The sequence below is a fragment of the Paeniglutamicibacter psychrophenolicus genome (assembly GCF_030812255.1).
Taxonomy (GTDB): Bacteria; Actinomycetota; Actinomycetes; order Actinomycetales; family Micrococcaceae; genus Paeniglutamicibacter; species Paeniglutamicibacter psychrophenolicus_A.
The window spans coordinates 26,481-48,105 of record NZ_JAUSSH010000004.1; the positions used below are offsets into that span (position 1 = coordinate 26,481).

Annotated in this window: 17 protein-coding genes; 5 read left to right on the forward strand and 12 right to left on the reverse strand. The window is 69.3% G+C overall.

All coding sequences use genetic code 11. From position 1 onward, the window contains the following. Positions 1 to 114 precede the first annotated feature (114 nt). The 6 genes from J2T21_RS07575 to xsc form a co-directional block, all read right to left on the reverse strand. Positions 115 to 1,122, reverse strand: coding sequence for a hypothetical protein (locus J2T21_RS07575; RefSeq protein ID WP_307580112.1), 1,008 nt, complete (start codon positions 1,120 to 1,122; stop codon positions 115 to 117). Beyond that, the gene (locus J2T21_RS07580; RefSeq protein WP_307580114.1) at positions 1,119 to 2,327 is read right to left on the reverse strand and encodes a sensor histidine kinase; all 1,209 of its coding nucleotides are present in this window, start codon (positions 2,325 to 2,327) and stop codon (positions 1,119 to 1,121) included. Before J2T21_RS07580 ends, J2T21_RS07575 begins: the two co-directional genes overlap by 4 nt. Then, on the reverse strand, positions 2,324 to 3,010 hold the full coding sequence (locus J2T21_RS07585) for a response regulator transcription factor (protein ID WP_307580116.1): 687 nt from the start codon (positions 3,008 to 3,010) through the stop codon (positions 2,324 to 2,326). Before J2T21_RS07585 ends, J2T21_RS07580 begins: the two co-directional genes overlap by 4 nt. 134 nt (positions 3,011 to 3,144) lie before the next feature. Next, the gene (locus J2T21_RS07590; protein WP_307580119.1) at positions 3,145 to 4,743 is read right to left on the reverse strand and encodes a sialidase family protein; all 1,599 of its coding nucleotides are present in this window, start codon (positions 4,741 to 4,743) and stop codon (positions 3,145 to 3,147) included. A gap of 141 nt (positions 4,744 to 4,884) precedes the next feature. Next, on the reverse strand, positions 4,885 to 6,225 hold the full coding sequence (locus J2T21_RS07595) for an NAD(P)/FAD-dependent oxidoreductase (RefSeq protein WP_307580121.1): 1,341 nt from the start codon (positions 6,223 to 6,225) through the stop codon (positions 4,885 to 4,887). A 166-nt stretch (positions 6,226 to 6,391) separates the two neighbouring features. Then, positions 6,392 to 8,197, reverse strand: coding sequence for a sulfoacetaldehyde acetyltransferase (xsc, locus tag J2T21_RS07600; RefSeq protein WP_209905584.1), 1,806 nt, complete (start codon positions 8,195 to 8,197; stop codon positions 6,392 to 6,394). 191 nt (positions 8,198 to 8,388) lie between these two features. Here xsc and J2T21_RS07605 point away from each other — a divergent pair, with 191 nt between their 5' ends. The 5 genes from J2T21_RS07605 (at position 8,389) to J2T21_RS07625 (ending at position 13,165) form a co-directional block, all read left to right on the forward strand. Then, a complete protein-coding gene (locus tag J2T21_RS07605) occupies positions 8,389 to 9,228 on the forward strand; it encodes an IclR family transcriptional regulator (protein WP_209905585.1) in 840 nt (279 codons plus the stop codon). 5 nt (positions 9,229 to 9,233) lie between these two features. Next, positions 9,234 to 10,220, forward strand: coding sequence for an AAA family ATPase (locus J2T21_RS07610; protein ID WP_307580125.1), 987 nt, complete (start codon positions 9,234 to 9,236; stop codon positions 10,218 to 10,220). A 20-nt stretch (positions 10,221 to 10,240) separates the two neighbouring features. Next, a complete protein-coding gene (locus J2T21_RS07615) occupies positions 10,241 to 11,956 on the forward strand; it encodes a cobaltochelatase CobT-related protein (protein ID WP_307580127.1) in 1,716 nt (571 codons plus the stop codon). Between the two features lie 75 nt (positions 11,957 to 12,031). Next, positions 12,032 to 12,454, forward strand: a complete 423-nt coding sequence (locus J2T21_RS07620) for a DUF1801 domain-containing protein (RefSeq protein ID WP_307580129.1) — start codon at positions 12,032 to 12,034, stop codon at positions 12,452 to 12,454. Positions 12,455 to 12,742: 288 nt separating this feature from the next. Continuing rightward, positions 12,743 to 13,165 carry a hypothetical protein gene (locus tag J2T21_RS07625; RefSeq protein WP_307580131.1) on the forward strand — a complete coding sequence of 141 codons (423 nt, stop codon included), beginning with the start codon at positions 12,743 to 12,745 and terminating at the stop codon, positions 13,163 to 13,165. 99 nt (positions 13,166 to 13,264) lie between these two features. On the opposite strand, the gene J2T21_RS07630 is transcribed toward J2T21_RS07625, so the two are convergent. From J2T21_RS07630 to alr, 6 genes are all read right to left on the reverse strand, one after another. After that, complete coding sequence (locus J2T21_RS07630) at positions 13,265 to 14,728, reverse strand: protein adenylyltransferase SelO (RefSeq protein ID WP_307580133.1); 1,464 nt, start codon at positions 14,726 to 14,728, stop codon at positions 13,265 to 13,267. A gap of 184 nt (positions 14,729 to 14,912) precedes the next feature. Then, the gene (locus J2T21_RS07635) at positions 14,913 to 15,989 is read right to left on the reverse strand and encodes a YeiH family protein (protein WP_307580134.1); all 1,077 of its coding nucleotides are present in this window, start codon (positions 15,987 to 15,989) and stop codon (positions 14,913 to 14,915) included. A gap of 108 nt (positions 15,990 to 16,097) precedes the next feature. Continuing rightward, entirely contained in the window at positions 16,098 to 17,657 is a 1,560-nt protein-coding gene (locus tag J2T21_RS07640) for an APC family permease (RefSeq protein ID WP_307580136.1), read from the reverse strand. 84 nt (positions 17,658 to 17,741) lie between these two features. Continuing rightward, a complete protein-coding gene (locus J2T21_RS07645) occupies positions 17,742 to 18,755 on the reverse strand; it encodes a phosphotransacetylase (RefSeq protein WP_307580137.1) in 1,014 nt (337 codons plus the stop codon). Between the two features lie 20 nt (positions 18,756 to 18,775). Next, on the reverse strand, positions 18,776 to 20,167 hold the full coding sequence (locus J2T21_RS07650) for an aspartate aminotransferase family protein (protein ID WP_307580138.1): 1,392 nt from the start codon (positions 20,165 to 20,167) through the stop codon (positions 18,776 to 18,778). A gap of 157 nt (positions 20,168 to 20,324) precedes the next feature. Continuing rightward, complete coding sequence (gene alr / locus J2T21_RS07655; RefSeq protein WP_307580140.1) at positions 20,325 to 21,506, reverse strand: alanine racemase; 1,182 nt, start codon at positions 21,504 to 21,506, stop codon at positions 20,325 to 20,327. Positions 21,507 to 21,625: the final 119 nt, after the last annotated feature.

The window sequence follows — 21,625 nt, forward strand, 5'->3', positions numbered from 1 at the left end:
GGTGGAGTCCACCGCGTACCGGTACACCCACCTAAGCATGGCCCGTCGGCTTCGCCAAGGCCGCAGCCGCCGAACCGGCCCGTTGTAGGCCAAAGTGCATACAGCCGCGGGCCTTTATTGAGCCCTTGTTACGTCTTCGCCGTCGCTGAGCATGCGCAGCACCGGTTCGGCTCCGGGCCCCGGAGGCCGCACCAGGATGCCCACCGTGGCGCGCGGGCCGCCGGGCCGCACCCGGACGGTGACCTCCCCGGCCCGCGCCGCGGCCAGCACCTCGAGCACGGCCTGACCCACCCGCTCCAGGAACCCCGTATCGAGCTCCTCGTTGCGGTCATCGAGCAGCTGGACCTCCACGCCGCGCTCGCGCGCCTGCTGCGCCGCGGCCAGCAGCGGGCCGGTGGCCAGCGCCCTGCCGCGGATCTCGTCGCGCAGCCGCGCCTCGAGCATCGGCATCTCCCGCTTCTCATCCTCGGCCAGGACATGGGATTCGTCGGCGATGAGGGACAGGATTCCCCCTGCGAGCCGGCGCACGTGCCGGATCCACTGCGCGCGCGAGGCATCCAGTGCCGTCTCGGTGTCCTGCCGCAGGGCGGCCGCCGCCGCGTCGGCGGTGTACTGGGCGATCTTCGCGTCGCTGCTGTCCAACAGGTGCGCGATGCCGCCGGCCACCGCCGTCCAGCCGAGGGTGGCGGTGGTGAACAGCAGCCCGCCGAGCACCCCGGGCGGGCCGGGGGCCGCCCACCAGATCATCGCCAGCATCTGGATGAGCACCCCGGTCCAGGCCGCAGCGGCCCGCTGGCGCAGCACCAGGATCACCAGCAGCGTGTAGCTGGAGGACAGGTTCCACAGCGCGTAGCCGTCCCAGGCGCCGGCTTGCAGGGTCCACGGGACCACCGCGTTGATGGCCGCGACGTACAGCAGCACGGCGATGGTGCGCCAGGCGGGCAGGCACCGTCCGGCCGGGCGCAGCGCCAGGGCGATCGCCGCCGGGTACAGGGCCAGCAGCACCAGGTACGCGGCCTTCTCCTGCACCTGCCACAGGGCCAGGACCGCCAGCAGCAACTGGACCGCCACCAGCGCCAGGCACAGCAGGACCATGGTCTTCGCCGAGATCAGCCGGATCATGCCCGCTCCCCCTCCCCCGACGACGCTTCCCAGAGCAGCTGGACGGCGGTGCCGCGGCCGGGGCGCGACTCGATGCGCCCGTGCCCTCCGACCGAATCCATGCGCCCCGTGATGGACACCTTGATGCCCAGTCGACGGGCCGGGACGGCGTCCGGATCGAACCCCTTCCCGTCGTCGATGACCAGCAGGCGCACCCGGGCCCGCTCCCCATGCCCCCGGCATTCGAGGGACACCTGGCAGCGTGCGGCCGCGGCGTGTCTCCGGGCGTTGGTGACGGCCTCGGTGCAGGCCTCGAACAGCGCCCGGGCCACCTCGGCGGGGATCCCGGTGCCGTCCCCGGCCGCGGGGGCGACATCCAGGGCCATCGTGCCGTGCCCGGTGTCGTTGGCGAAGCGGATCCGCGCCTCCAGCTCGGCGGGGGCCACGGCACGTGAACCGGGGGCCGTGCGCCCGCCGTCCTCAAGCCGTTCGATGGCGCTGCGTGCCAGCTTGGCGTTCCGCGCCCGGGAGCCGGGGGCCTGGAGCCCGGAGGCGGCCAGCAGCACCGTCATCACGCTGTCGTGCAGCAGCGCGTCGAAGCGCGCCCGTTCGCTGCGCAGCGCTCCCTGGTGCGCGGCCGCGCGGTATTCGTCCACGGCGTGCTGCGCCGCGGCATCGGAGCGCGCCGCGGCCTGGCGCAGGATGCCGATGGCCATCACGATCACCAGGCCCATCACGGTGGCCAGCAGCGCGTCCTGCAGTGCCGTGGAAAAATCCGCGCCTCCACCGGTCGGCGAGGCCCGCACCAGGGCGAAGAGCACGCCCAGGAGAACCGTGTAGGCGCCGGCGATCCGGGTGCCGGCGGCGTAGGCGCACCAGGCGGCACCCACATTGATCATGGCCCAGGACCAGGGCGGCCCGGAACCTTCGGGCAGCGGCGCCGGGGCGGCCAGCGGCCAGGTGGCGTATCCCAGCAGCACCAGTGCCGCGGCCGTTGCCACCAGCGCCGTGGTTTCCCTGCCGCACATGGCCAGGATGAAGGCCAGCGCGAACACGGCCAGGAAGCCGAAGAGGAACACCGCATTCCACCACCAGGCCATGAACGGCGTTTGCGCCAGCAGCGAGCCGGAGGCCTGGATGAGCAGCAGCAGCGCGAAGGCGGCGATGCCGCGGGCCATCAACCGGTGCGTGGCCGCCGCGGAGATCCCTGCCGGCCGTGGGCTCACCGGCGGTCCCGCCGCGACAGGGGCAGCACCGGCGGCAGGATCCCGTCCTCGACGGCTCGGCGGAACAAATCGACCTTGTCCCCGGCGGGGCGCCCGGCCTGCGCGTACTTCTGCCGGATCCGCTCGATGGTCTTCTTGACGGTCTGCTCGGAGACGCCCATGCGCCGGGCCACGGAGAACTTCGCCAGCCCGTCGGCGTAGAGGCCCAGGCATTCCTGTTCCCGTTCGCCGAGGATCACCCGCACGAAGTCCTGGTCCATCTCAATCATCCGGGCCAGTTCCTGGTCGTCGATGGTTTCCCCGGCGGCGACCAGGCGCAGCTTGGCGAAGGTCCGCTCCGGGGCGTCCGATTTCCGGGAGAACCCCAGCGCCCCGTTGGCCAGCGCGTCCTGGACCCGGGCGACCTCGGCCACCGCCGAGTAGATCAGCACCGGGTAGCCGGCCGCGACCAGCCGGGCGACGTTGTCCCCGGGACGCGAACCGTCCTCCAACGACAAGTCCAGGGCCACCACGTCGCAGTCCTCGGCGTCCAAGGCCAGGAATTCATCCACGGTGGCCGCGAGCCGGGTCACCGTGATGGGCGGGGAATTGACCCGCGCATCGGCCTGGACGCGGTACGCGAACCCCTCCCGCATCAGGTCGTGGTCATCGATGAAACCGGCCCTGATCGTGTGCTGCTCCATGCCGCCCCCTCGTTTCCCCGGCCCGCCGGGCCGGCCCCACCACGGCGTGTTGGCGCCATGAAGCCAATATAGGCGTTGGCAGGGCGTTTTCGACCCCTTCGCCGCGCGCGGGTGCCGGGGACACCGGCGCGTGGCTACCCGGAATGGAGCTCCGTGACGGCGCCGGTGGCGGTGTCCGCCCGGAAGCTGCGCTCCCAGGTTTTCCCGCCGGCATGCAGGGCGCAGTGCACCATTGAGTGCCCGCGGGCCACGTCGGCCTCGGTGACGGTGTATTTGGGGGTGAAATACAGGGCTGCTTCCCCGGGCGTCACCGCCGCGGCCGGGAAGGACGCAGCCACGTCCCCGTCGAAGTTTCCGTCCAGGACCGCCTCGACGGTGTGGCCGGATGGGTTCCGGAAGCGCCCGGTGAAGGCCAGGATGTCCCCGGCCCGCAACCCCGGTGCGGCGGGCCCGTAGTTCACGTCCTGGGCCTCGCGGGTGCCCAGGACCTGGTCCCCGTCCCCGTAGCCCTGCCCGATTTCCTTCCAGGTGTGAACGCCCCACTGCGCGGGCGCCGCGGAGATGGTGTGGGATTCCCCGACGCTGCGCCAGGCTGCGGGGCGTCCCGGGGTGATCGAGCGCAGCACCAGGCAGAAGTCCCCGCCGTCGTCATCGAGGTACGCCGCGGCGGCCGCTTCCAGTGCGGCGGGGGCCAGGTGCTCCGCGGCCAGCCGGGCGAAGACGATCTCGCTGTAGCCGTTGTCCTCGTAGAGCACCCCGAGGGAACCGTCGGGCAGCAGCGCCGCTGTGGAGTACGCGCTGGATCCGCGGCGGATCGCGGCGACCGGGCGCCAGCCGGCGCCCTCGTCCCGGGACATGCTCAGCACGGTGTTGCGGCGCAGGTCGGTATCCCGGTTGTTGGTGGCCAGCAGCAGTCCCGGGCCCGCTCCCGGTGCCGGGAGCCGCAGGATGCTGCCGTTGTCGCTGGGATCGGGCAGGCTTGGCACTTCTTCCAGCGGCCCGTAGCTGTGCCCGCCGTCGGTGGAGATGGCCTGCAGCCGGGCGCCGCGGGCCCGGGAATTCAGCAGCACCCGCCCGCCGGGCAGCTCGACAACCTTGTTCTCATTGGCCTCGGTGGCGGTGGCCTGGCCGAGCGTCCAGCTCTGGCCGTGGTCGTCCGAGTAGGCGGAGGCGGCGCGGATGTTCCCGTGCAGCAGGATGACCATTTGCTGGACCAAGCGCCCGGCCCACGGCCCGTCTTGCAGCTGGATGCCTGCCCCGGCCGCGGCGAAGATCCCGGTGATGCCCTCGCGCTTGAGCGCCCCGGTCAGCCGCCGGTGGCTCCAGGATTCCCCGTCGTCATCCGAGAAGGACACATCCACGTGCTGCACCGCGTCGTCGGGTTCCAGGCCCTCGACGGCCTCGAAGAACCCGGCATGGGTGCCGGCGGCGTGGAAGCAGAAGATGCGCCCGGTGATCTTGTCCACCAGCAGGCTGGGGTCCCCGAAGCCCTGCAGCCCGCTGCCGGTGCGGATTTCCTGCTGGGCCTCCCAGCTCGCCCCGTTGTCGAAGCTGCGGCGCAGCAGCAGGTCGATGGTGTTGGGCAGGTCATCGAGGTTGGGGCGCCCGTCGTAGGCGGCCAGGACCGTTCCGCGCGTGGACACCGCCAGCGCGGGGATCCGGTATTGGCGGTGGCCGCCGGCGCCCCGGGCGGCCAGGACCTGGTGGGAGAACGGGGAAACGTCATGGGTCATCCTCCATCTCTACCGCTGTCCCGCCGTCCGAACCAAGTCGGCGCATGGTGCGTTACGGGGCGGAAAATGCGCCGGGGGTGTGGTGCGGACCCTGACGGGTTCCGCACCACGCCCCCCGGTGTCGTTGCGCCGGGGCGCGGGTCAGCGCAGCGGATTGAAGTGCTGCATCACCGCCGGGGTCGATTCCCCGGTGATCGAGGCGGCCAGCATCTTGCCGGTCAGCGGGCCCAGCGCCACGCCCCACATGCCGTGGCCGCCGGCCACGTGCACGCGGTTCGAGCGGGTGGCCCCGATCAGCGGCAGCCCGTCGGTGGTGCAAGGCCGGGAACCGACCCATTCCTCCTGCCGGTCCTCCCAGTTGATGCCGGTGAACAGCGGGGAGGCCGCGGCGACGATGGCCTCGATGCGCTTGGGCTCCAACGGGTGGTCGGCATCGCGGAACTCCATCGTGCCGGCCACCCGGAACCTGTCGCCCAGCGGGGTGCAGGCCACGCGCTGGGCGGGGAAGTAGATCGGGTGGGTCGGCATGACCTCGGGAACCACGGTGAAGGAGTAGCCGCGGCCGGCCTGGACCACGCGCTTGACGCCGAACTTCCTCGCGAGCCTGCCCAGCCAGGCGCCGGTGGCGATGACCACCGCGTCGGCGCCCTGGGTGCGTCCGTGGACGTCGACGACCTCGACCCCGTGGGCGTGTTCGCGGATGTCGGCGACCTCGAAGTCGGTGGTGATCTGCCCGCCGCGGGCGATGACCGAGTCGGCCAGGGAGTCCATGAACTTGGGCGGGTTGATGAAACGCTGGTGGTGGATCGCGACACCGGCCTTGACGCCGTCGCCGAGGGTGGGTTCCATGGCACGGATGTCCGCGGCGTCCAGCAGGTCGAATTCGACCTGGCCGCCGGAGGCGCGGATGCCCTCGAGCTCGTGCAGCAGCCCGTCGCGGTCCTTGAGGTTCTTGAAGCCGGTCAGGAACGGTTCGGCGGGCTTGGTCGGTTCGGAAACGCCGGTGCCCAGGGTCGTGGTGCCGCCGCCGTTGCCGGGGGTGCCCCCGCCGACGGCGGCGTGGTCCCGGCCGATCCTGGTGACGGCGTTGGCCTCGGAGATCTCGTCGAAGGCGTCCAGCCCGGTGGCACCGATCTCGCTGAACACGGCCATGGCCTCGCGCCACTTGCCCGGGGTGCAGTGCCGGGCGAAGCCGAGCAGGAAGCGGATCAGCGAGGGCTTGGCCGAGAGCGGGATGTACAGCGGGGAGGCCGGATCGAACATGGTCTTCAGCCCATAGGTGAGCACCGAGGGTTCGCTCAGCGGCAGCGTGAGGGCGGGGGTCAGCCAGCCGGCGTTGCCCCACGATGACCCGGCGGCGACGCCGTCGCGGTCCACCACGGTGACGTTGACACCGCGTTCCTGGAGGTACCAGGCGGTGGCGAGCCCCACCATGCCCGCACCGATGACGACCACGTTTTCCGGCGTCTGCGTATTGCTCATTGTTCGCTCCAATCCTTGTGCTGTCTCCCGCGGTGCACCTCGTTGTGCGGCGGCGGAAGTGAATCTCTGGGGGATGCAAGCGGGGGAAGGCGAGGCAAGCGGGCACCGCGGTGCCCCCTGCCTTGCCCTCCCCCGCATCATTGCTGCCCGGGGTTGCCTTCCGGGTTTAGACGTAGTCCTTGTACTTCTCCAGATGGCGGACCGGGGTGGACAGCGCGTCGCGGCGGAACGGGTCGCCCAGCTCGCGGGTGCACATGACCTCGATGACGGTGGTCTTGCCGTCGACCATCTGGGCGTTCAGGGCTTCCTTGAGCGCGGCACCGACGTTCTCCAGCTTGTCCACCACGATGCCCTCGGCACCCATGGAACGGGCCATCTCGGCGAAAGACTCGCCGTTGTCCAGCTCCCCGGCGATGAAGCGGCGGTTGTAGAACTCGACCTGGTTCTTCTTCTCGGCGCCCCACTGGCGGTTGCGGAAGACGACCGCGGTGACCGGCAGGTCGTGGCGGACCGCGGTGAGGACCTCGCCCATGCTCATGGCCCAGGCGCCGTCGCCTGCGTAGGCGATGGCCGGGCGGTGCGGGGCCGCGGCCTTGGCGCCGATGATGGTCGGCAGCGCGTAGCCGCAGTTGCCGAAGGACATCGGGGCGAAGAAGCTGCGCGGCTTTTCGAAGCGCAGGTAGCTGTGGGCCACGGAGTTGATGTTGCCGATGTCGGTGGAGATCATCACGTCTTCCGGCATGGCGTTTTCCAGTTCGCGCAGCACCTGGCGCGGGTGCAGCCAGTTGCCTTCCTCGCCCTTGGCCTCCTCGATGACATCGAGGGAGTACTCGTCCTTCTCGTGGGTCCAGGCGGAAAGCTCCTGCTCCCAGGCGTCCTTTTCGGCCTTGATGTTCGCGGCGCGCTCGGCCTTGGTGGCGTCCGAGGCGAGCTCGGTGCCCTCGAGGCGCTTGACCAGTTCGATGGCCACGGCCTTGGCGTCGCCGGTGATGCCCACGGAGATCTTCTTGACCAGTCCGAGCTTGGTGTGGTCCGCGTCGATCTGGATGATCTTGGCCTCGGTGGGCCAGTAGGCCTGGCCGTACTGCGGCAGGGTGCCAAACGGGCCAAGCCGGGTGCCCAGGGCGATGACGACGTCCGCCTCGGAGATCAGCTTCATGCCGGCCTTGGATCCCTGGTAGCCCAGCGGACCGGCCCAGAGCGGGTGGCTGGCGGGGAAGGAGTCGTTGTGCTGGTAGCTGTTGACCACCGGTGCGCCCAGGCGCTCGGCCAGGGCCTTGGCTTCCTCCACGCCGTCGGCCATGACCACGCCGCCGCCGGAGACGATAACCGGGTTCTTGGCGGTCTTGAGCAGCTCGATGGCCTCGTCGAGGGACTTGGTGCCGCCGGCACCGCGGTCCACGCGGCGGGGGGCCGGGATCTCGGTGATGGATTCGCCGTAGAAGTAGTCGCGCGGGATGTTCAGCTGGGTCGGGCCGTTTTCGCTCATGGCGCGGTCGAAGCAGCGGGCGGTGAATTCGGCCATGCGGTTCGGGTGGGTGACATGGCCCTGGTACTTGGTGAATTCCTGGAACATCGGCAGCTGGTTGGCTTCCTGGAAGCCGCCCAGGCCGATGGTGTTGGTTCCGGCTTCCGGGGTGATGATCACAACCGGGCTGTGGGCCCAGTAGGCGGCGGCGATGCCGGTGACGCAGTTGGAGATACCGGGGCCGTTCTGGCCGATGACCACGCCGTGGCGGCCGGAGGCACGTGCATAGCCGTCGGCCATGTGGGCGGCGCCCTGTTCGTGGACGACCGGAACCAGGCGGATGCCGGCCGGGGCGAAGATATCCATGGCGTCCATGAAGGCAGAGCCCATGATGCCGAAGATATCGGTGACGTCGTTGGACACCAGCGTCTCAACGAAGGCTTCCGACGACGTCATCTTCTGCGCGCCCTTGACGACCTCGCGGGATGTGGCCTTTTCAGTCATTACAAGTCTCCTTCGTGGATCAAGACGTCGCAATCACGCAAAGTCTCAAAAAATGATTCGAACTGCTCCCATAAACGGGATTGATGACAAAGCTATGCGACCCAACTCACATCCGTCAAGCCCCTATTTCATTTATTCTTCGTGCTGATACGATTTAATGAAACTTCGCACAACGGATGATTGGATCGATCATGGAAAATCTCACGGAACCGGATCTCGGGCCCGCGGGTGCCGTCCAGGGCGAAACACCGGCCCTGCGCCTCTTCGCACTGCTGGAGCTGATCACCACCCGCGACCAGCTCTTCACCCTGCAATCCCTGGTGGACCAGACGGGGCTTCCCAAGCCGACCCTGCACCGCATGCTGCAACAACTCGAGGGCGCCAACCTGCTGACCCGCCAGTCCGACGGCCGGCACTACGGCACCGGTTCGCGCATGCGCCGCATGGCCGAGGACGTGCTGCTCAACGACACCCGGCACGGCACCCGGCACGCCATACTGCGCGGACTGGTCGATGAAATCGGCGAAAGCTGCAACATCACGGCCCTGTCCGGCAACGAGGTCATCTACCTGGACCGCGTGGAAACCAACGAGCCGCTGCGCGTGTACCTGGGCCCCGGTTCCCGGGTGCCGGTGCATTGCTCGGCCAGTGGCAAGTTGATCCTCGCCCAATTCGGCCCCACCCAGCGCGAACGCGTGCTGACCAGCGGACCGCTGCAGCGCTTCACCGCGCACACGCTCACCGACAAGACGGAAATCGAGGCCGAGCTGACCCAGATCCGGCGCAACGGCTACGCCGAGGACCGCCAGGAATACCTGGACGGGCTGGTCTGCCTGGCTGTGCTGGTCCCGAACCCGGCAGGCCGTTCCAACCTTTGCGTCGCGGTGCAGGCCCCGATGATGCGCAAGAGCTCGGCGGACCTGCTCACCTTGCTGCCGGCCCTGCGCCGGGCCGCCGAGAGCATCTCGCGTCTCGAGGACCACGCGGATCTGGGCTCTCCGGAGTCCGAGCCGATCGCGGCAGGGTGGTGAACCGGATGAGCCACCAAACACCCGGGCTCGCGGCCCAGGAGCTGGTTTCGGTCCGCGAGATATTCGGCATTGACAGCGAGGCGCGCGCGCCGCGGTTCCTCGAGGCCACCGAGCATGTCCCGGCCATCGACCCGGCCTACCGCTTCAACCCCGATGTCACCCTGGCGATCCTGGCAGGGTTCACCCACAACAGCCGGGTGATGGTCCAGGGGCTGCACGGCACCGGGAAGTCCACCCACATCGAGCAGGTCGCCGCCCGGCTGAACTGGCCGCTGATGCGGGTGAACCTGGATGGCCACATCAGCCGCCTGGATTTGGTCGGCAAGGACACCGTCGTGATCCAGGACGGTGCACCTGCCACCCAGTTCCAGGAGGGAGTGGTGCCCTGGGCGATGATCCAGCCGATGGCGCTGGTCTTCGACGAATACGATGCCGGCCGCCCCGATGTCATGTTCGTCATCCAGCGGCTGCTGGAGCGCGACGGCGGCTTCACGCTGCCGGACCAGAACCGGGTCATCCGCCCGCACCCGCACTTCCGGCTCTTCGCCACCGCCAACACCGTCGGGCTGGGCAACCTCAATGGGCTCTACCACGGGGTGCAGCGGCTGAACCACGCCCAGCTGGACCGCTGGAACATCGTCGCGGCACTGGACTACCTGCCCGTGGCCGACGAGGTCGGCATCGTGGCCGCCCGCGTCCCGGACCTGGCACAGAAGCCCTCCGGAATGGAACTGATCCGCTCCATGGTGCAGGTTGCCAACCTCACCCGGGACGGCTTTGCCGCCGGGGACATCTCCACCCTGATGTCCCCGCGCACCGTGATCACCTGGGCGGAGAACATCTCCATCTTCCGCGATCCCGCGCTGGCTTTCCGGCTCTCCTTCATCAACAAGTGCGACGAGGCCGAGCGCTTCATCATCTCCGAGTACTACCAGCGCGTCATGGCATGCGAGCTCGAGGAGTCCTACGCGCTCGTTCCGGCCGGGGCCTAGCGGACACCGTCCGGAACGCCATGGACACCACGGGAATCACCGAGCGCCGCGCCCAGGAAATCCGCCAGCTGTGCGCAGCCTCCCTGCGCGCGCTCGGCGCCGACCCGCGCCTGGAGCTGCTCGGCTCCCGGCCATACCGGGGCACCACGGTGCTGCCGTTCAACGCGCCGCACCTCTACCCGCCCTCCCCCGGCGCGGCGTTCGAGTCCTTCCGCGGCGCCAGCGACGGGATGGCGTTGCGCACCCTGCATTCGGACACCGCCGCCCACCTGGCCCTGCTCCCCGAGAATCCCAGCGCCCGACTGGTCTTCGAGGTGCTCGAGCAATTCCGTTGCGAATCCCTGGCCACCCTGCCGGGGGTCCTTTCCAACCTGCGGGCCCGGCACGAGGCATGGTCCAAGGAATACCTGGCCTCGGGCCTGGCCGAAACCTCGCTGGGCATGCTGCTGTACACGATCCTGCAGGTCACCCGTTCGCGGATCACCGCCGAACCGGTGGTCGCCGAATCCGAGGACATGATCGAGGCGACCCGCGCGAACCTGTCCCCGGTGCTGGGCCCGCTTCTTCCCGCCCTGCGCCGGAACAAGCTCAGCCAGTCCAATTTCGCCTCGCCGGCGTTGGAGATCGCACGTCTTGTCGCCGACGCCGTCCATGCCCTGGAATCCCGGGCACCTGCCCGCAATGCGCCGAAGGCGAAGGAGTCCAAGGCGGCGGAGTTCTCGCTGCTTGTGGACGTCGAGCGGGAGGCCGCGCTGATCGGGAGAACCTGCACGGGAGCCAGCGGCACGCTGGCGGACGCGGCCGGCGGCTACACGGTCTTCACTCGTGCCTATGACAAGGAATCGGCGGCCCGGGACCTGGTCCGGGAGGACCTGTTGCGCGGCTACCGCGAACGCATTGCCGCCCGGGTGCACACCGAGGCGGTGAACACGGCGCTGCTGGCCAAAAGGCTCCAGGGGCTGCTCTGCGTCCCGGAGCGCTCCGGGCACGATTCCGGCGCGGAGGAAGGCCTGCTCGATGGTTCCCGGCTGGGCCAGCTGATTGCCTCCCCCACCGAGTCCAGGCTGTTCAAGACCGAACGCTTCGAGCCGGTGGCCGCCGCGGCCGTCACGTTCCTGGTCGACTGCTCCGGGTCGATGAAGCAGCACGCCGAGGGGCTCGCGGCATTCCTGGATGTGCTGGTGCGGGCGCTGGAACGCATCGAGGTGCCCTGCGAGGTCCTGGGCTATACCACCGGGGCGTGGAACGGCGGGCGCGCGCTGAAGGATTGGCGCCGCGCCGGCGCCCCGCCGAATCCCGGGAGGCTCAACGAGCTGTGCCACCTGGTCTTCAAGGACGCCGCGACCTCGTGGCGCACCGGGCGCCCCGGGCTTGCGGCGATGCTCAAGTCCACGCTGTACCGCGAGGGCGTCGACGGGGAAGCCGTGCGCTGGGCGCTGTCCCGGCTCGGGGCACGGGGCGAGGACCGCAGGATCCTGGTGGTGGTCACCGATGGCAGCCCGTCGGACGGCGCCACGGCCAACGCCAACGACGAAAACTACCTGCAGCATGATTTGGCCGCGGTGCTGCGCGGGGCCGAGGCCGCGGGCTCCACCATCCTGGGCCTGGGGTTGGGCCTGGACATGAGCGGGTATTTCCGCCGCAGCACCATCCTGGATGCCGGGCGGCTCGGCGGCTCCGAATCCGTGCGCGACCTGCTGGACCTGCTTCAGCGCTCGCTGCGCCCCGGGCGCTGAGCCCGCGACACCCCGCGGAGCTTCACCGGACCGGGGAGGTACGCTGGGCCATCCAGCACCATCGCGAGGAGACCCATGGGAAAGAAACCGCCCGCCATGTCACCGTCGGACCTGCCGGTTGCCCAGGTCCTGGACCGGGCCACGGGGCCGCGGCGCGCCGAGGCCGACGAATTGCTCGCACTGTTCGGAGAGCTCAGCGGCGAGACCCCGGTCGTGTGGGCCGGGCGCATCATCGGGTTCGGCGAGTACGAGTACCGCTACGAGAGCGGGCACTCGGGCCGTGCCCCCGTCCTCGCCTTCGCTCCGGGACCGACGAAGCACACGATCTACCTTGTCAACGACTTCTCCCAACGCTGGCCGGAGCTGCTGGACCGGCTCGGGCCGCACCGCGCTTCCAAGGCCTGCCTGTACCTCACCCGGTTGACCGGGGTGGACCGCGGCGCGCTGCGCCAGTTGCTGGAGCATTCGCTCGCGGAGACGATGTCGCCGGGGCGCTGAACACCGCACCGTTCTCGAACGGCCGCGGTGGTGGCTCGATCGATATAGCACGGGGACGGCAGCTTGGCCCGCGACATACGGACGTCGTAAAGGTGAACGCCAGGTTTACCGCCTCGTTCGGTACCGGAACTGCTCCCGGGCAGCCGGTGCGTGGTCCTGCCATGAGCGTGGTCCTGCCTTGAGGGTGGGCCTGTCCTCAACCATGGGTGCATACGTCCTCGTTGACCTTGTTGTTCCTGTCCAGGCCGGTTTGGCCCGCCCCGGTCCGGCTGGCCGCTGAACATTGCCTTGGACCGCTTCGACACCCGGGAGACCGCCAAGTTCGCAAGCGCCCGGCTCGACGGTGTGCTGCCGGTGCGATTGGGCTTTGGCGTGCGCGTAGGCGCGGACGCGCAGTTCGGCCACGACGCGTCCGTGCCGGTCTCGCTGGTGGAACCGGAGCCGGCCCTGCGTCGCCTCCACGCCGCCGCGCTGGAGGCGCTGGGAGCGCAGGTCCACCTGCCCGGTGCGCAACATAACCGCTCGAATTACCGGCCGCACGCCACCCGTGCCGGCGAAGGCCTGCGACCCGGGGACCCGGCCATGATCCGTCAGGCTGCGCTGGTGGATATGCTCCGGAACAATGATCCCCGGCCGCGCCGGGTTCTGGCCGTGTGGGAACCGGTGCAAGGCCCAATCCGCCGCCCATGCAGGCGCGGTTGTCCACGCTGAACTCGACAACCCGAACCACGTGGCCGGTTGGCACCAGGATTTCTTCTCCACTGGCCGGCCAAAGCCTGCGGGCAGGACCGGCATGGCCCGCACCCAGGCTCAGGTTCCGCAGAACGTCCGGTAGGGGGCGAAGCCTTCCGGGGCCGCGGCGGCGAACCGCTCGAGGCCGGGGCGCTCCTGGAAAGGTGTGCTCAGCGCAGCCAAAAGCTGCGAGAGCGGCTCCTGGTCGCCGTCGACGGCGGCGGCGAGCGCCTCCTCGACGAGGTGGTTCCGCGGGATGTAGACGGGGTTCGTCCGGTCCATCAGGCCAGCGTCCGGTTCCAGCGCCCGCCAGCGCTGAGCCCAGGCCTCGAACGCGGCCGGGCCAGGGAACATGGAGCACGCGGACTCGGCGTCACCGCGCGCGGCCGTGCCCAGATTTCGGAAGAAGGACGTGTAGTCCACGCGGGCCTCCTGCAGGAGGGTGAACAATTCCCCGGTCAGTGACGTGGCCGAGTCATCGTCCAGGCCCTCGGCCAGGCCGAGCTTGGCTTTCATTCCGGCCAGCCACGCGGCGCTGTACCGGGTGTGGAAGGCGCCCAGGGATTCCTGTGCCAAGGCAACAGCCTGGTCCTGGTCCTCGTGGAAGAGTGGCAGGAGTGCCTCCGCGAGCCGGGCGAGGTTCCACTGGGCCACGTGGGGCTGGTTGCCGTAGGCATAGCGCCCGGCTTCGTCGATCGAACTGTAGACCGTGGCAGGATCGAAAACGTCCATGAAGGCGCACGGGCCGTAGTCGATGCCCTCCCCCGAGATGGTCATGTTGTCCGTGTTCATGACGCCGTGGATGAAACCCACCAGCATCCATTGGGCCACCAGCGATGCTTGGGCCGCGACCACCGCTTCGAACAGGGCGAGATAGGGGTTCTGGCCCTCGGCCGCCCCGGGATGGTGGCGTGTCATCGCATGGTCGGCCAGGCGGCGCAGCAGGTCCGCGTCGTCCATGGCCCGGGCATATTGGAAGCTTCCCACCCTCAAGTGGCTGCTTGCCACCCGGCTCAGCACCGCCCCGGGCAGCTTGGTCTCGCGGCTCACCGACCGTCCCGTCGCCACCACGGCCAGGGAGCGCGTGGTGGGAATGCCCAGGGCGTGCATCGCCTCGCTGATCACGTACTCACGGAGCATCGGGCCGAGGGTGGCAAGGCCGTCACCACGGCGGGCAAACGGCGTGCGTCCGGAACCCTTGAGGTGGAGGTCCCACAGGCGGCCCCCGGCATCGACAATCTCGCCGAGCAGCAGCGCCCGGCCATCTCCCAGGCGCGGCGAGTAGGAGCCGAACTGGTGGCCTGCGTAGCCCTGCGCCACCGGGGTGGCGCCATGGGGCAGCCCGGTGCCGATCAGCAGCCTCAGTCCCTCGGCATTGCCCAGGGACTCGGGGTCGAGGCCCAGCTCCTCTGCCAGCGGCTCGTTGAGCACGACCAGTCTCGGATCCGGAGCCTGTTCCGCCTGCCAGGGAACGGCCAGCTCGGGAAGCTCACGGGCAAATTGGCCGTCCAGGAAGACGGTGGATTGTGCATCGACACTCATCTTTCAAGCGTACCTTCGATATGGTGCGGTCCGCGGGGAATGACGGAAGCAGGCAACTGCCACGGCGCCGAAGACGCCCCCTTGGCCTCCGGCGAATCACCACACCGGATAACAGGGAAGGGCCCGTCCGCCGGAAACCGTTCCGGCAGACGAGCCCTTCGGCTCGGTTCTTGCGGCCCCTGCCCTACAGCTGCAGCAGCAGGACTCCCGCGTAGCCCAGGCCGGCGATCAGCGCCCAGGCGCACAGCGCCATGAGGATCGAGGCGCCCTTGGAGGCGAAGAGCTGGCGGACCCGCACCGCGGAACCCAGGCCGAAGAGCGCCGCGGCCAGCACGATGTCCTGCACGATCGTGGCGGCGTCCAGCAGCTCGGCCGGAACCTCGAAGATCGAGCGCACGGCCACCAGGGCCACAAACCCGATGATGAACCCGGGAATGATCGGGGGCAGCTTCAGCCCCTCGTGCGTGGAGCCGGTCCCCTGCGTGCGGCGGCTGATGATGCCCGCGGCGGCAACCATCGGGGCCAGGGTCAGCACGCGGGTGAGCTTGATGACGATGGCGATGGCCAGCGCGGAGGCGCCGGCGGTCTGCGCGGTGGCCACGACCTGCCCCACGTCATGCACCGAGGCGCCGACCCACTGCCCGAAGGCCTCCGGGCCCAGCCCCAGCGGAACCATCAGCAGCGGCAGCACGGCAATGGCCAGGGTGCCGCACAGGGTCACCAGCGCCACCGGGATCACGGTGTCCTCGTCCTTGGAGCGGCGCACCGCGCTCATCGCGCCGATGGCCGAGGCACCGCAGATGGAAAAGCCCGTGGCAACCAGCAACGGCTGGTCCCCGGGCAGCTTGAACGCCTTGCCCAGCAGGTAGGTTCCGCCGAAGGCCAGCAGCACGATGGCCACGACCACCACGAAGGTCAACCAGCCCAGGTCCAGGACATCGACGATGCTCAGCTTCAGGCCCAGCAGCACGATGCCGACGCGCATGAGCTTCTTCCCGGCGAATCCCAGGCCCTTCTGCAGGGGGCCGGCCACCAGGGAGGACAGGCCCGGGATGTTGGCCGACAGCACGCCGAGCACCACCGCGGTGGTCATCACGGGGACGGAAGGGAACAGCAGGTGCACCGCGAAGGACAGCGGGACGGCCACGGCACAGGCGGCCAGTCCGGCCCAGTGCGCCACGACCCAGGAGCGGGCCTTGCCCGTGACCGAGGTACCCGGCCCCTTGGACTGCACCACCGGTTCGTGTGTTTGGTTGGCCATGAGGGGGAAGCTCCTTGGAAAAGAGTCGCGTTCGTGGTGCGGCCTGCGGCCGCACCACGAACCACGCGCTGGATATGTTTACTATTGTGCCGCGTCTTGCTCCGGGCGTCAGTTTGCCGCCGAGGCACCGCTGGCGGACGGGGCCTTGAGTTTGGTGCCCTCCGGCCTCGGGGCACCGAGCACCAGGATGTCGACCTGTTCGTCGGACAGGGTCTTGTTGTGCTTGCGGCGCATCATGAAGAACACCACGCCCAGCACGGTCCAGACGGCCAGTGCGGACATGGATTCGACGCCCAGCACGCCCGGCGAGCCCGGGACCAGCAGCAGGGCCATGAACACCAGCGCCGTGACCGCGCCCAGCGCGCTGAGCACCTTCTTGGAGGTCGAGCGGGTGCCTTCCAGGTCGCCCGCCCGCTCAACGGAGTTGGTCGGGCGGAAGATCTTGAACGCGCACAGGCAGGTGTAGAGGTAGGCGACGGTCACTCCGACCGCGGACATGTCCACCACCCAGGTCAGTGCGGCACGACCGAACCACGGGCTGACCAGGCATACGGCGCCAACAAAGATGACTCCGACATACGGGGTCTTGTACTTGGGGTGCAGCCGGGCGAACACCTTCGGGACCATCTGGGCCCGGCCCATGCCCAGCAGGATGCGGCTGGCCGAGACGTAGAAGCCGTTCAGTCCGGTGCTCACGCCCATGGTGATTCCGATGGTCAGCAGCAGCAGGCCCGAGCCGCCCAGCACCCCGGTCAACGCATCCGCGGTGCCCCACGCGGAGTCCCCGGCAACCAGGGCCTCCCAGGGTGCGGCCATCGCCACCGCGGCAATCATGGCCGCGTAGAGCAAGGCAGCTGCCAGCAGGGCCAGCACAATCAACTTCATGGCCTTGGCCGGAGGGAAGTCGAACTCCTCCGCGGCCTGCGGGACGTTGTCGAATCCGATGAAGGCCCAGGGCGCAATCGCGACGATCGCAGCTATCGCGGCGATGGGATTGACATTCTCCGGGAATGCCGGAAGCGCGTTGGAAAAGACGACCTGCGGGCTGGCGATGACGGCCACCAGGATGCAGGCGACCGCGACGAGCATGATCACGCAGGCAATGAACTGGATGCGGCCCGACAGTGCGGTGCCGCGGATGTTCAGGTAGGCGAAGACCGCCAGGGCCACCATCGAGATGATGACTTCCACCAGGTAGACGTCCCAGCCGGCCACGGTGTAGAGGTAGCCCTGCTGCACCACGTCGGGCATGAGCTTGCGGAAGAGCAGCGCCAGCGCCGAGGCATTCAGCGCCACGATGCAGGTGTACCCCAGGGTCAGGAACCAGCCGCAGAAGAAGGCGTGGGTCCGGCCGAAGCCGACCAGCGCGAAGGCCAGTTCGCCGCCGGAGACCGGGAACGACTTGATCAGGAACCCGTAGCTGACGGCGATGAGCACCATCAATGCGCCGCCGATCAGGAAGCCGGAGACCGCCCCGAGCGGTCCACCCATGGCCAGCCAATCGGTGGGCAGGATGAAGGCTCCCCACCCCACCGCGGAGCCCAGGGCGATGGCCCAGACCCAGTGGGCCTTGAGCGTCTTTTCCATGCGCTCGGGCTGGCCGCCGTCGAAACCTGGCGAAGCCGATGCCATGGGACTAGTCACCGTCTTGTCTGTTGTGGCTTTCATTTGAACCTCGTTCTTGCACGGCGACGCCTGCGTCACCATGGATGGGGGTTTGTCGGTTCGCCCTGGCGGGCGGACCTGTCGGGGTCAAGATTTCTGGGATTGCATCATGCTGATCAGTGAAACGTTCACGATGTCCGCCACGGTTGCGCCGCGGGAGAGATCGTTGATCGGTGCGGCCAAGCCCTGCAGGATCGGCCCATAGGCCTGGGCGCCGGCGAGGCGTTGGGTGATCTTGTACCCGATGTTTCCGGCGGCCAGGTTGGGGAAGATGAAGACGTTGGCGTGCCCGGCCACCGCGGAACCCGGCGCCTTGGAAACGGCCACCGATTCAAGCAGCGCCGCATCGAATTGCAGTTCCCCGTCGATCTGCAGCGCCGGCTCGGCCGCCCGCGCCAGCGCCGTGGCCGTGCGGACCATCGAGATGCTTTCGTGCTCGGCGGAACCGGCGGTGGAGAAGGAGAGCATCGCGACCGCCGGCTCCTGCCCGGTGAGCGTGGCGAAGGTGCGCGCGGTGGCGGTGGCGATGTGCGCCAATTGGGTGGAATCGGGGGTGGGGATCACCGCGCAGTCGCCGTAGCCCACGTAGCGTCCGTCGTTCAGCCGCATCAGGAACGAGGAGGAGATGGTGCCGCCCGCCTCGCGGGTTCCCACGACCCGAAGGGCCGCACGCAAGACCTCGGAGGTGGGCCGGGTGGCCCCGGCGACGGCTGCCGCCGCCAGACCCGCCGGGACCGCGGCGACGGCCAGGAACAGCGGGTCATCCATCCACCCGGCGGTCTTCCCCGGCCCGAGCCCGGCGACAACCTCGGCGAGGTGGGCCCCGGCGGCGCTGTCCCTCAGCTCGGCGGTGTCCATGACGGTGGTGGCGTCCGTGAGCGTGACGCCCTCGGTGAGCGCGAGGGCGTTGATGCCCTCGCGCCCGCCGACCAGGATGACCTCCAGGCCGATCTCGTTGAGCACGCCGGCGGCGGTGATGGCCCGCGCGTCGTGCCCGTCGGCCAGGATGATGCGGCCCGAGGTGCCGGCCCAGTGGCCCGCGGTGAAGCGGGCCAGCATGTTTTCGTCGACCCCCTGGGGCCGCACCGGTGCGATGGTCATCTGCTGTGCTTCCCTGGTTCCTAGACCGAGGCCAGGGCGGCGGGGGCCTTGAGGTAGCTGTCCACCGCGCCCATGACGTGGTCGACCTTGTTCAGCAGGTCGTCGAGCACGTCCTGGTCGGCGACCAGCGGCGGGGAGAGCACCAGCATCGTCGCGCCGCGGTTGTCCGGGCGGGTGATGAGGTTGACCTCGCGCATGGCCTGCGGCATGATGCGGGTCAGCAGCGCCTTGGAATGCTCCGCGGTCAGCTCGCGGCCCTCGCTGCGGCTGCCCATGAGCTCGATGGAGTAGAAGAATCCGGTGCCGCGGTATTCCTTGATGCCGTCGTGCGCCGAGAGGATCGCGTCCAGCCCGTTCTGGAAGTAGGGCTCGAGGCTGCGCACGTTGCCCACGACGTTTTCTTCCTTCAGCGCGGTCAGGTTGGCGACGGCGGTGGCCGTGGCCACCGGGTGCCCGCCCCAGGTGGCCCCGTGGGTGAAGACCCCGGCCAGCGGCGAGGCGAGCATGGAATCGGCCAGCGGCTTGCGGATGATGACCCCGCCCAGCGGTGCATAGCCGGAGGTCGAGCCCTTGGCGAAGGTGATCATGTCCGGGACCACACCGTACTTGATGCTGCCGAACCACTCGCCGAGGCGGCCGAAGCCGGTGATGACCTCGTCGGCAACCAGCAGGATGCCGTGCTCGTCGCAGATGGAACGCAGTTCCTGCCAGTAGCCCGCCGGCGGGACCAGGGCGCCGCGGGAGTTCTGCACCGGCTCGGCGAAGAGCGCGGCGATGGTGTGGGCGCCTTCGCGGGCAATGACCTCGCGGATGGCCTGCACGGAGGGCAGGTCAGCGGCGGAGCCGCCTTCCGGGACGACCTCGCCCAGGGTGTTCGGGACGTGGAAGACCCCGGGCATCAGCGTGCCGAAGGCTTCCTTGTAGGCCGGGATGCCGGTGACGGCCAGGGCGCCGAGGGTGGTGCCGTGGTAGGCCATGTCGCGGGCGATGATCTTGGTGCGCTCGGGCTGCCCCTGGCTGCGGTGGTACTGGCGGGCGAACTTGATGGCCGATTCGACGGCCTCGGAGCCGGAGTTCACGAAGAACACGACGTCCAGGTCGCCCGGGGCCAACTCGGCGATGGCGGTGGCGGCATCGACGGCGGCCGGGTGCGCCGAGCCCCAGTTGGTCCAGTAGGCCAGCTTGGACATCTGCTCGTACGCGGCCTTCGGGATGTCCTGGCGTCCGTGGCCGATGTTGGCGCAGAAGAGTCCGGCCAATCCGTCCAGGAACTTGTTGCCGTCTTCGTCGAAGAGGTAGCTTCCCTCGCCCCGGGTGATGATCGGCAGGTTCGGGTCGTTCCACACCTGGCCGGTGGTGAAGTGCGGGTAGAGATGCCGCTGTGCACGATTGCGGATATCTGAGTTGGTCACGAGACCCCTCCATTCAAAGTTTTCCTGACAGGACCGGCAGCAACCTCGCTGCGGTCCTCGCCACACATGGCTTGCTGTGGTGTGTATCACTCTGCCCGTATGCTGGGCCCTTTCCCAGACCCAAATTGGCGTCCCTTTTTAGGTACCAGTTACCTACCTACAGGTAGATCCGTGGCACCCTGGACCCGATGCGGGTCAGCACCTCGTAGGGAATGGTCCCGGCGGCCGCGGCCCACGCCTCCACGTGCGGTTCCCCGGAGTCCCCGGGGCCAAAAAGCAGTGCCGCATCCCCGGCCGCGACATCGTCATCGCCCACGTCAACCACGAACTGGTCCATGCAGACCCGGCCCAGCACCCGGTAGGCCCGGTTGCCGATGAGCACCGGGCCCGCGGAGCTGGCACTGCGGAAGACCCCGTCGGCGTAGCCCAGCGGCACCACCGCCAGCGTGGTCTGCCGTGCGGTGGATTCGGTGTGCCCGTAGGAAACCCCGGCGCCGGCCGGAGCGCGCTTGGTTTGCACGACCGCCGCGCCCAGGCTCATGGCCGGGCGCAACGCGGGACCGTTCCCGCGGTCAGCCTCGGCCAGCGGGTTCACCCCGTAGACGGCCAGGCCGGGGCGGACCATGTCGAAGTGCGCCTCGGGGCTCGCCAGGGTCGCGGCGGAGTTGGCGATGTGGCACAGCGTCGGCTCCAGCCCCAGGGCGCGGGCCGTGGCGATCGCCTGCCGGAAGACCTCCAGCTGCGCGGGAAGCGATGGGTGTCCCGGCTCGTCCGCGCAGGCCAGGTGGGACCAGATGCCCAGCACCCGGATCCTGCCTTCGGTTTCGAGCTCCCGGGCCGCGGCACAGAGCCCGGGCCAGTCCCCGGGCGTTGCCCCGCCGCGCCACATCCCGGTGTCGATCTTCAGGTGGATCCGCGGCACGGCGCCGACCTGTTGCCCGGCATCCGCGATTTCCCGCAGCTGGCCCAGCGAGTAGGCGGCCAGCTCGATGTCCTCGGCGATCGCCCGGCCGTAGGGTGCACCGGGTGCCGACAGCCAGGAGAAGAGCGGGGCGGTGATCCCGGCCGCGCGCACCGCGAAGGCCTCCTCGAGCACCGCGGTGCCCAGGTAGTCGGCGCCGCCCTCCAACGCGGCCCGGGCCGCGGGCACGATGCCGTGTCCGTAGCCGTCGGCCTTGAGCACGGCCAGGACCTTGGCGCCCTTCGCGACCTCGCGCAGGGCCCGCACGTTGGCGGTGATCGCGGCGGTCTCGATGTAGGCCGCGCGTTGCGGCACGAACCCCTCGTCGTTGCGGTAAGCGGATGCGGCGGTGTTCTTGAGCGTGCTTGACCGGTTCATGGCATGGACTCCTTCGTCGTGGGTGCGCTTCGGCGCCGTTGGGTTCAACTGTTCTTCACCTTCGGCGCCCGGCCCAGATCCAGATCGGGGGCGCTTCCTTGGGTCCACCGCGGTGCGGC

Excerpts from the sequence above, each read along its gene's own strand:
- J2T21_RS07575 (WP_307580112.1), bottom strand. The coding sequence starts at position 1,122 with ATGATCCGGCTGATCTCGGCGAAGACCATGGTCCTGCTGTGCCTGGCG.
- J2T21_RS07585 (WP_307580116.1), bottom strand. The coding sequence starts at position 3,010 with ATGGAGCAGCACACGATCAGGGCCGGTTTCATCGATGACCACGACCTG.
- J2T21_RS07590 (WP_307580119.1), bottom strand. The coding sequence starts at position 4,743 with ATGACCCATGACGTTTCCCCGTTCTCCCACCAGGTCCTGGCCGCCCGG.
- J2T21_RS07595 (WP_307580121.1), bottom strand. The coding sequence starts at position 6,225 with ATGAGCAATACGCAGACGCCGGAAAACGTGGTCGTCATCGGTGCGGGC.
- xsc (WP_209905584.1), bottom strand. The coding sequence starts at position 8,197 with ATGACTGAAAAGGCCACATCCCGCGAGGTCGTCAAGGGCGCGCAGAAG.
- J2T21_RS07605 (WP_209905585.1), top strand. The coding sequence starts at position 8,389 with ATGGAAAATCTCACGGAACCGGATCTCGGGCCCGCGGGTGCCGTCCAG.
- J2T21_RS07610 (WP_307580125.1), top strand. The coding sequence starts at position 9,234 with ATGAGCCACCAAACACCCGGGCTCGCGGCCCAGGAGCTGGTTTCGGTC.
- J2T21_RS07615 (WP_307580127.1), top strand. The coding sequence starts at position 10,241 with ATGGACACCACGGGAATCACCGAGCGCCGCGCCCAGGAAATCCGCCAG.
- J2T21_RS07620 (WP_307580129.1), top strand. The coding sequence starts at position 12,032 with ATGGGAAAGAAACCGCCCGCCATGTCACCGTCGGACCTGCCGGTTGCC.
- J2T21_RS07630 (WP_307580133.1), bottom strand. The coding sequence starts at position 14,728 with ATGAGTGTCGATGCACAATCCACCGTCTTCCTGGACGGCCAATTTGCC.
- J2T21_RS07635 (WP_307580134.1), bottom strand. The coding sequence starts at position 15,989 with ATGGCCAACCAAACACACGAACCGGTGGTGCAGTCCAAGGGGCCGGGT.
- J2T21_RS07640 (WP_307580136.1), bottom strand. The coding sequence starts at position 17,657 with ATGAAAGCCACAACAGACAAGACGGTGACTAGTCCCATGGCATCGGCT.
- J2T21_RS07645 (WP_307580137.1), bottom strand. The coding sequence starts at position 18,755 with ATGACCATCGCACCGGTGCGGCCCCAGGGGGTCGACGAAAACATGCTG.
- alr (WP_307580140.1), bottom strand. The coding sequence starts at position 21,506 with ATGAACCGGTCAAGCACGCTCAAGAACACCGCCGCATCCGCTTACCGC.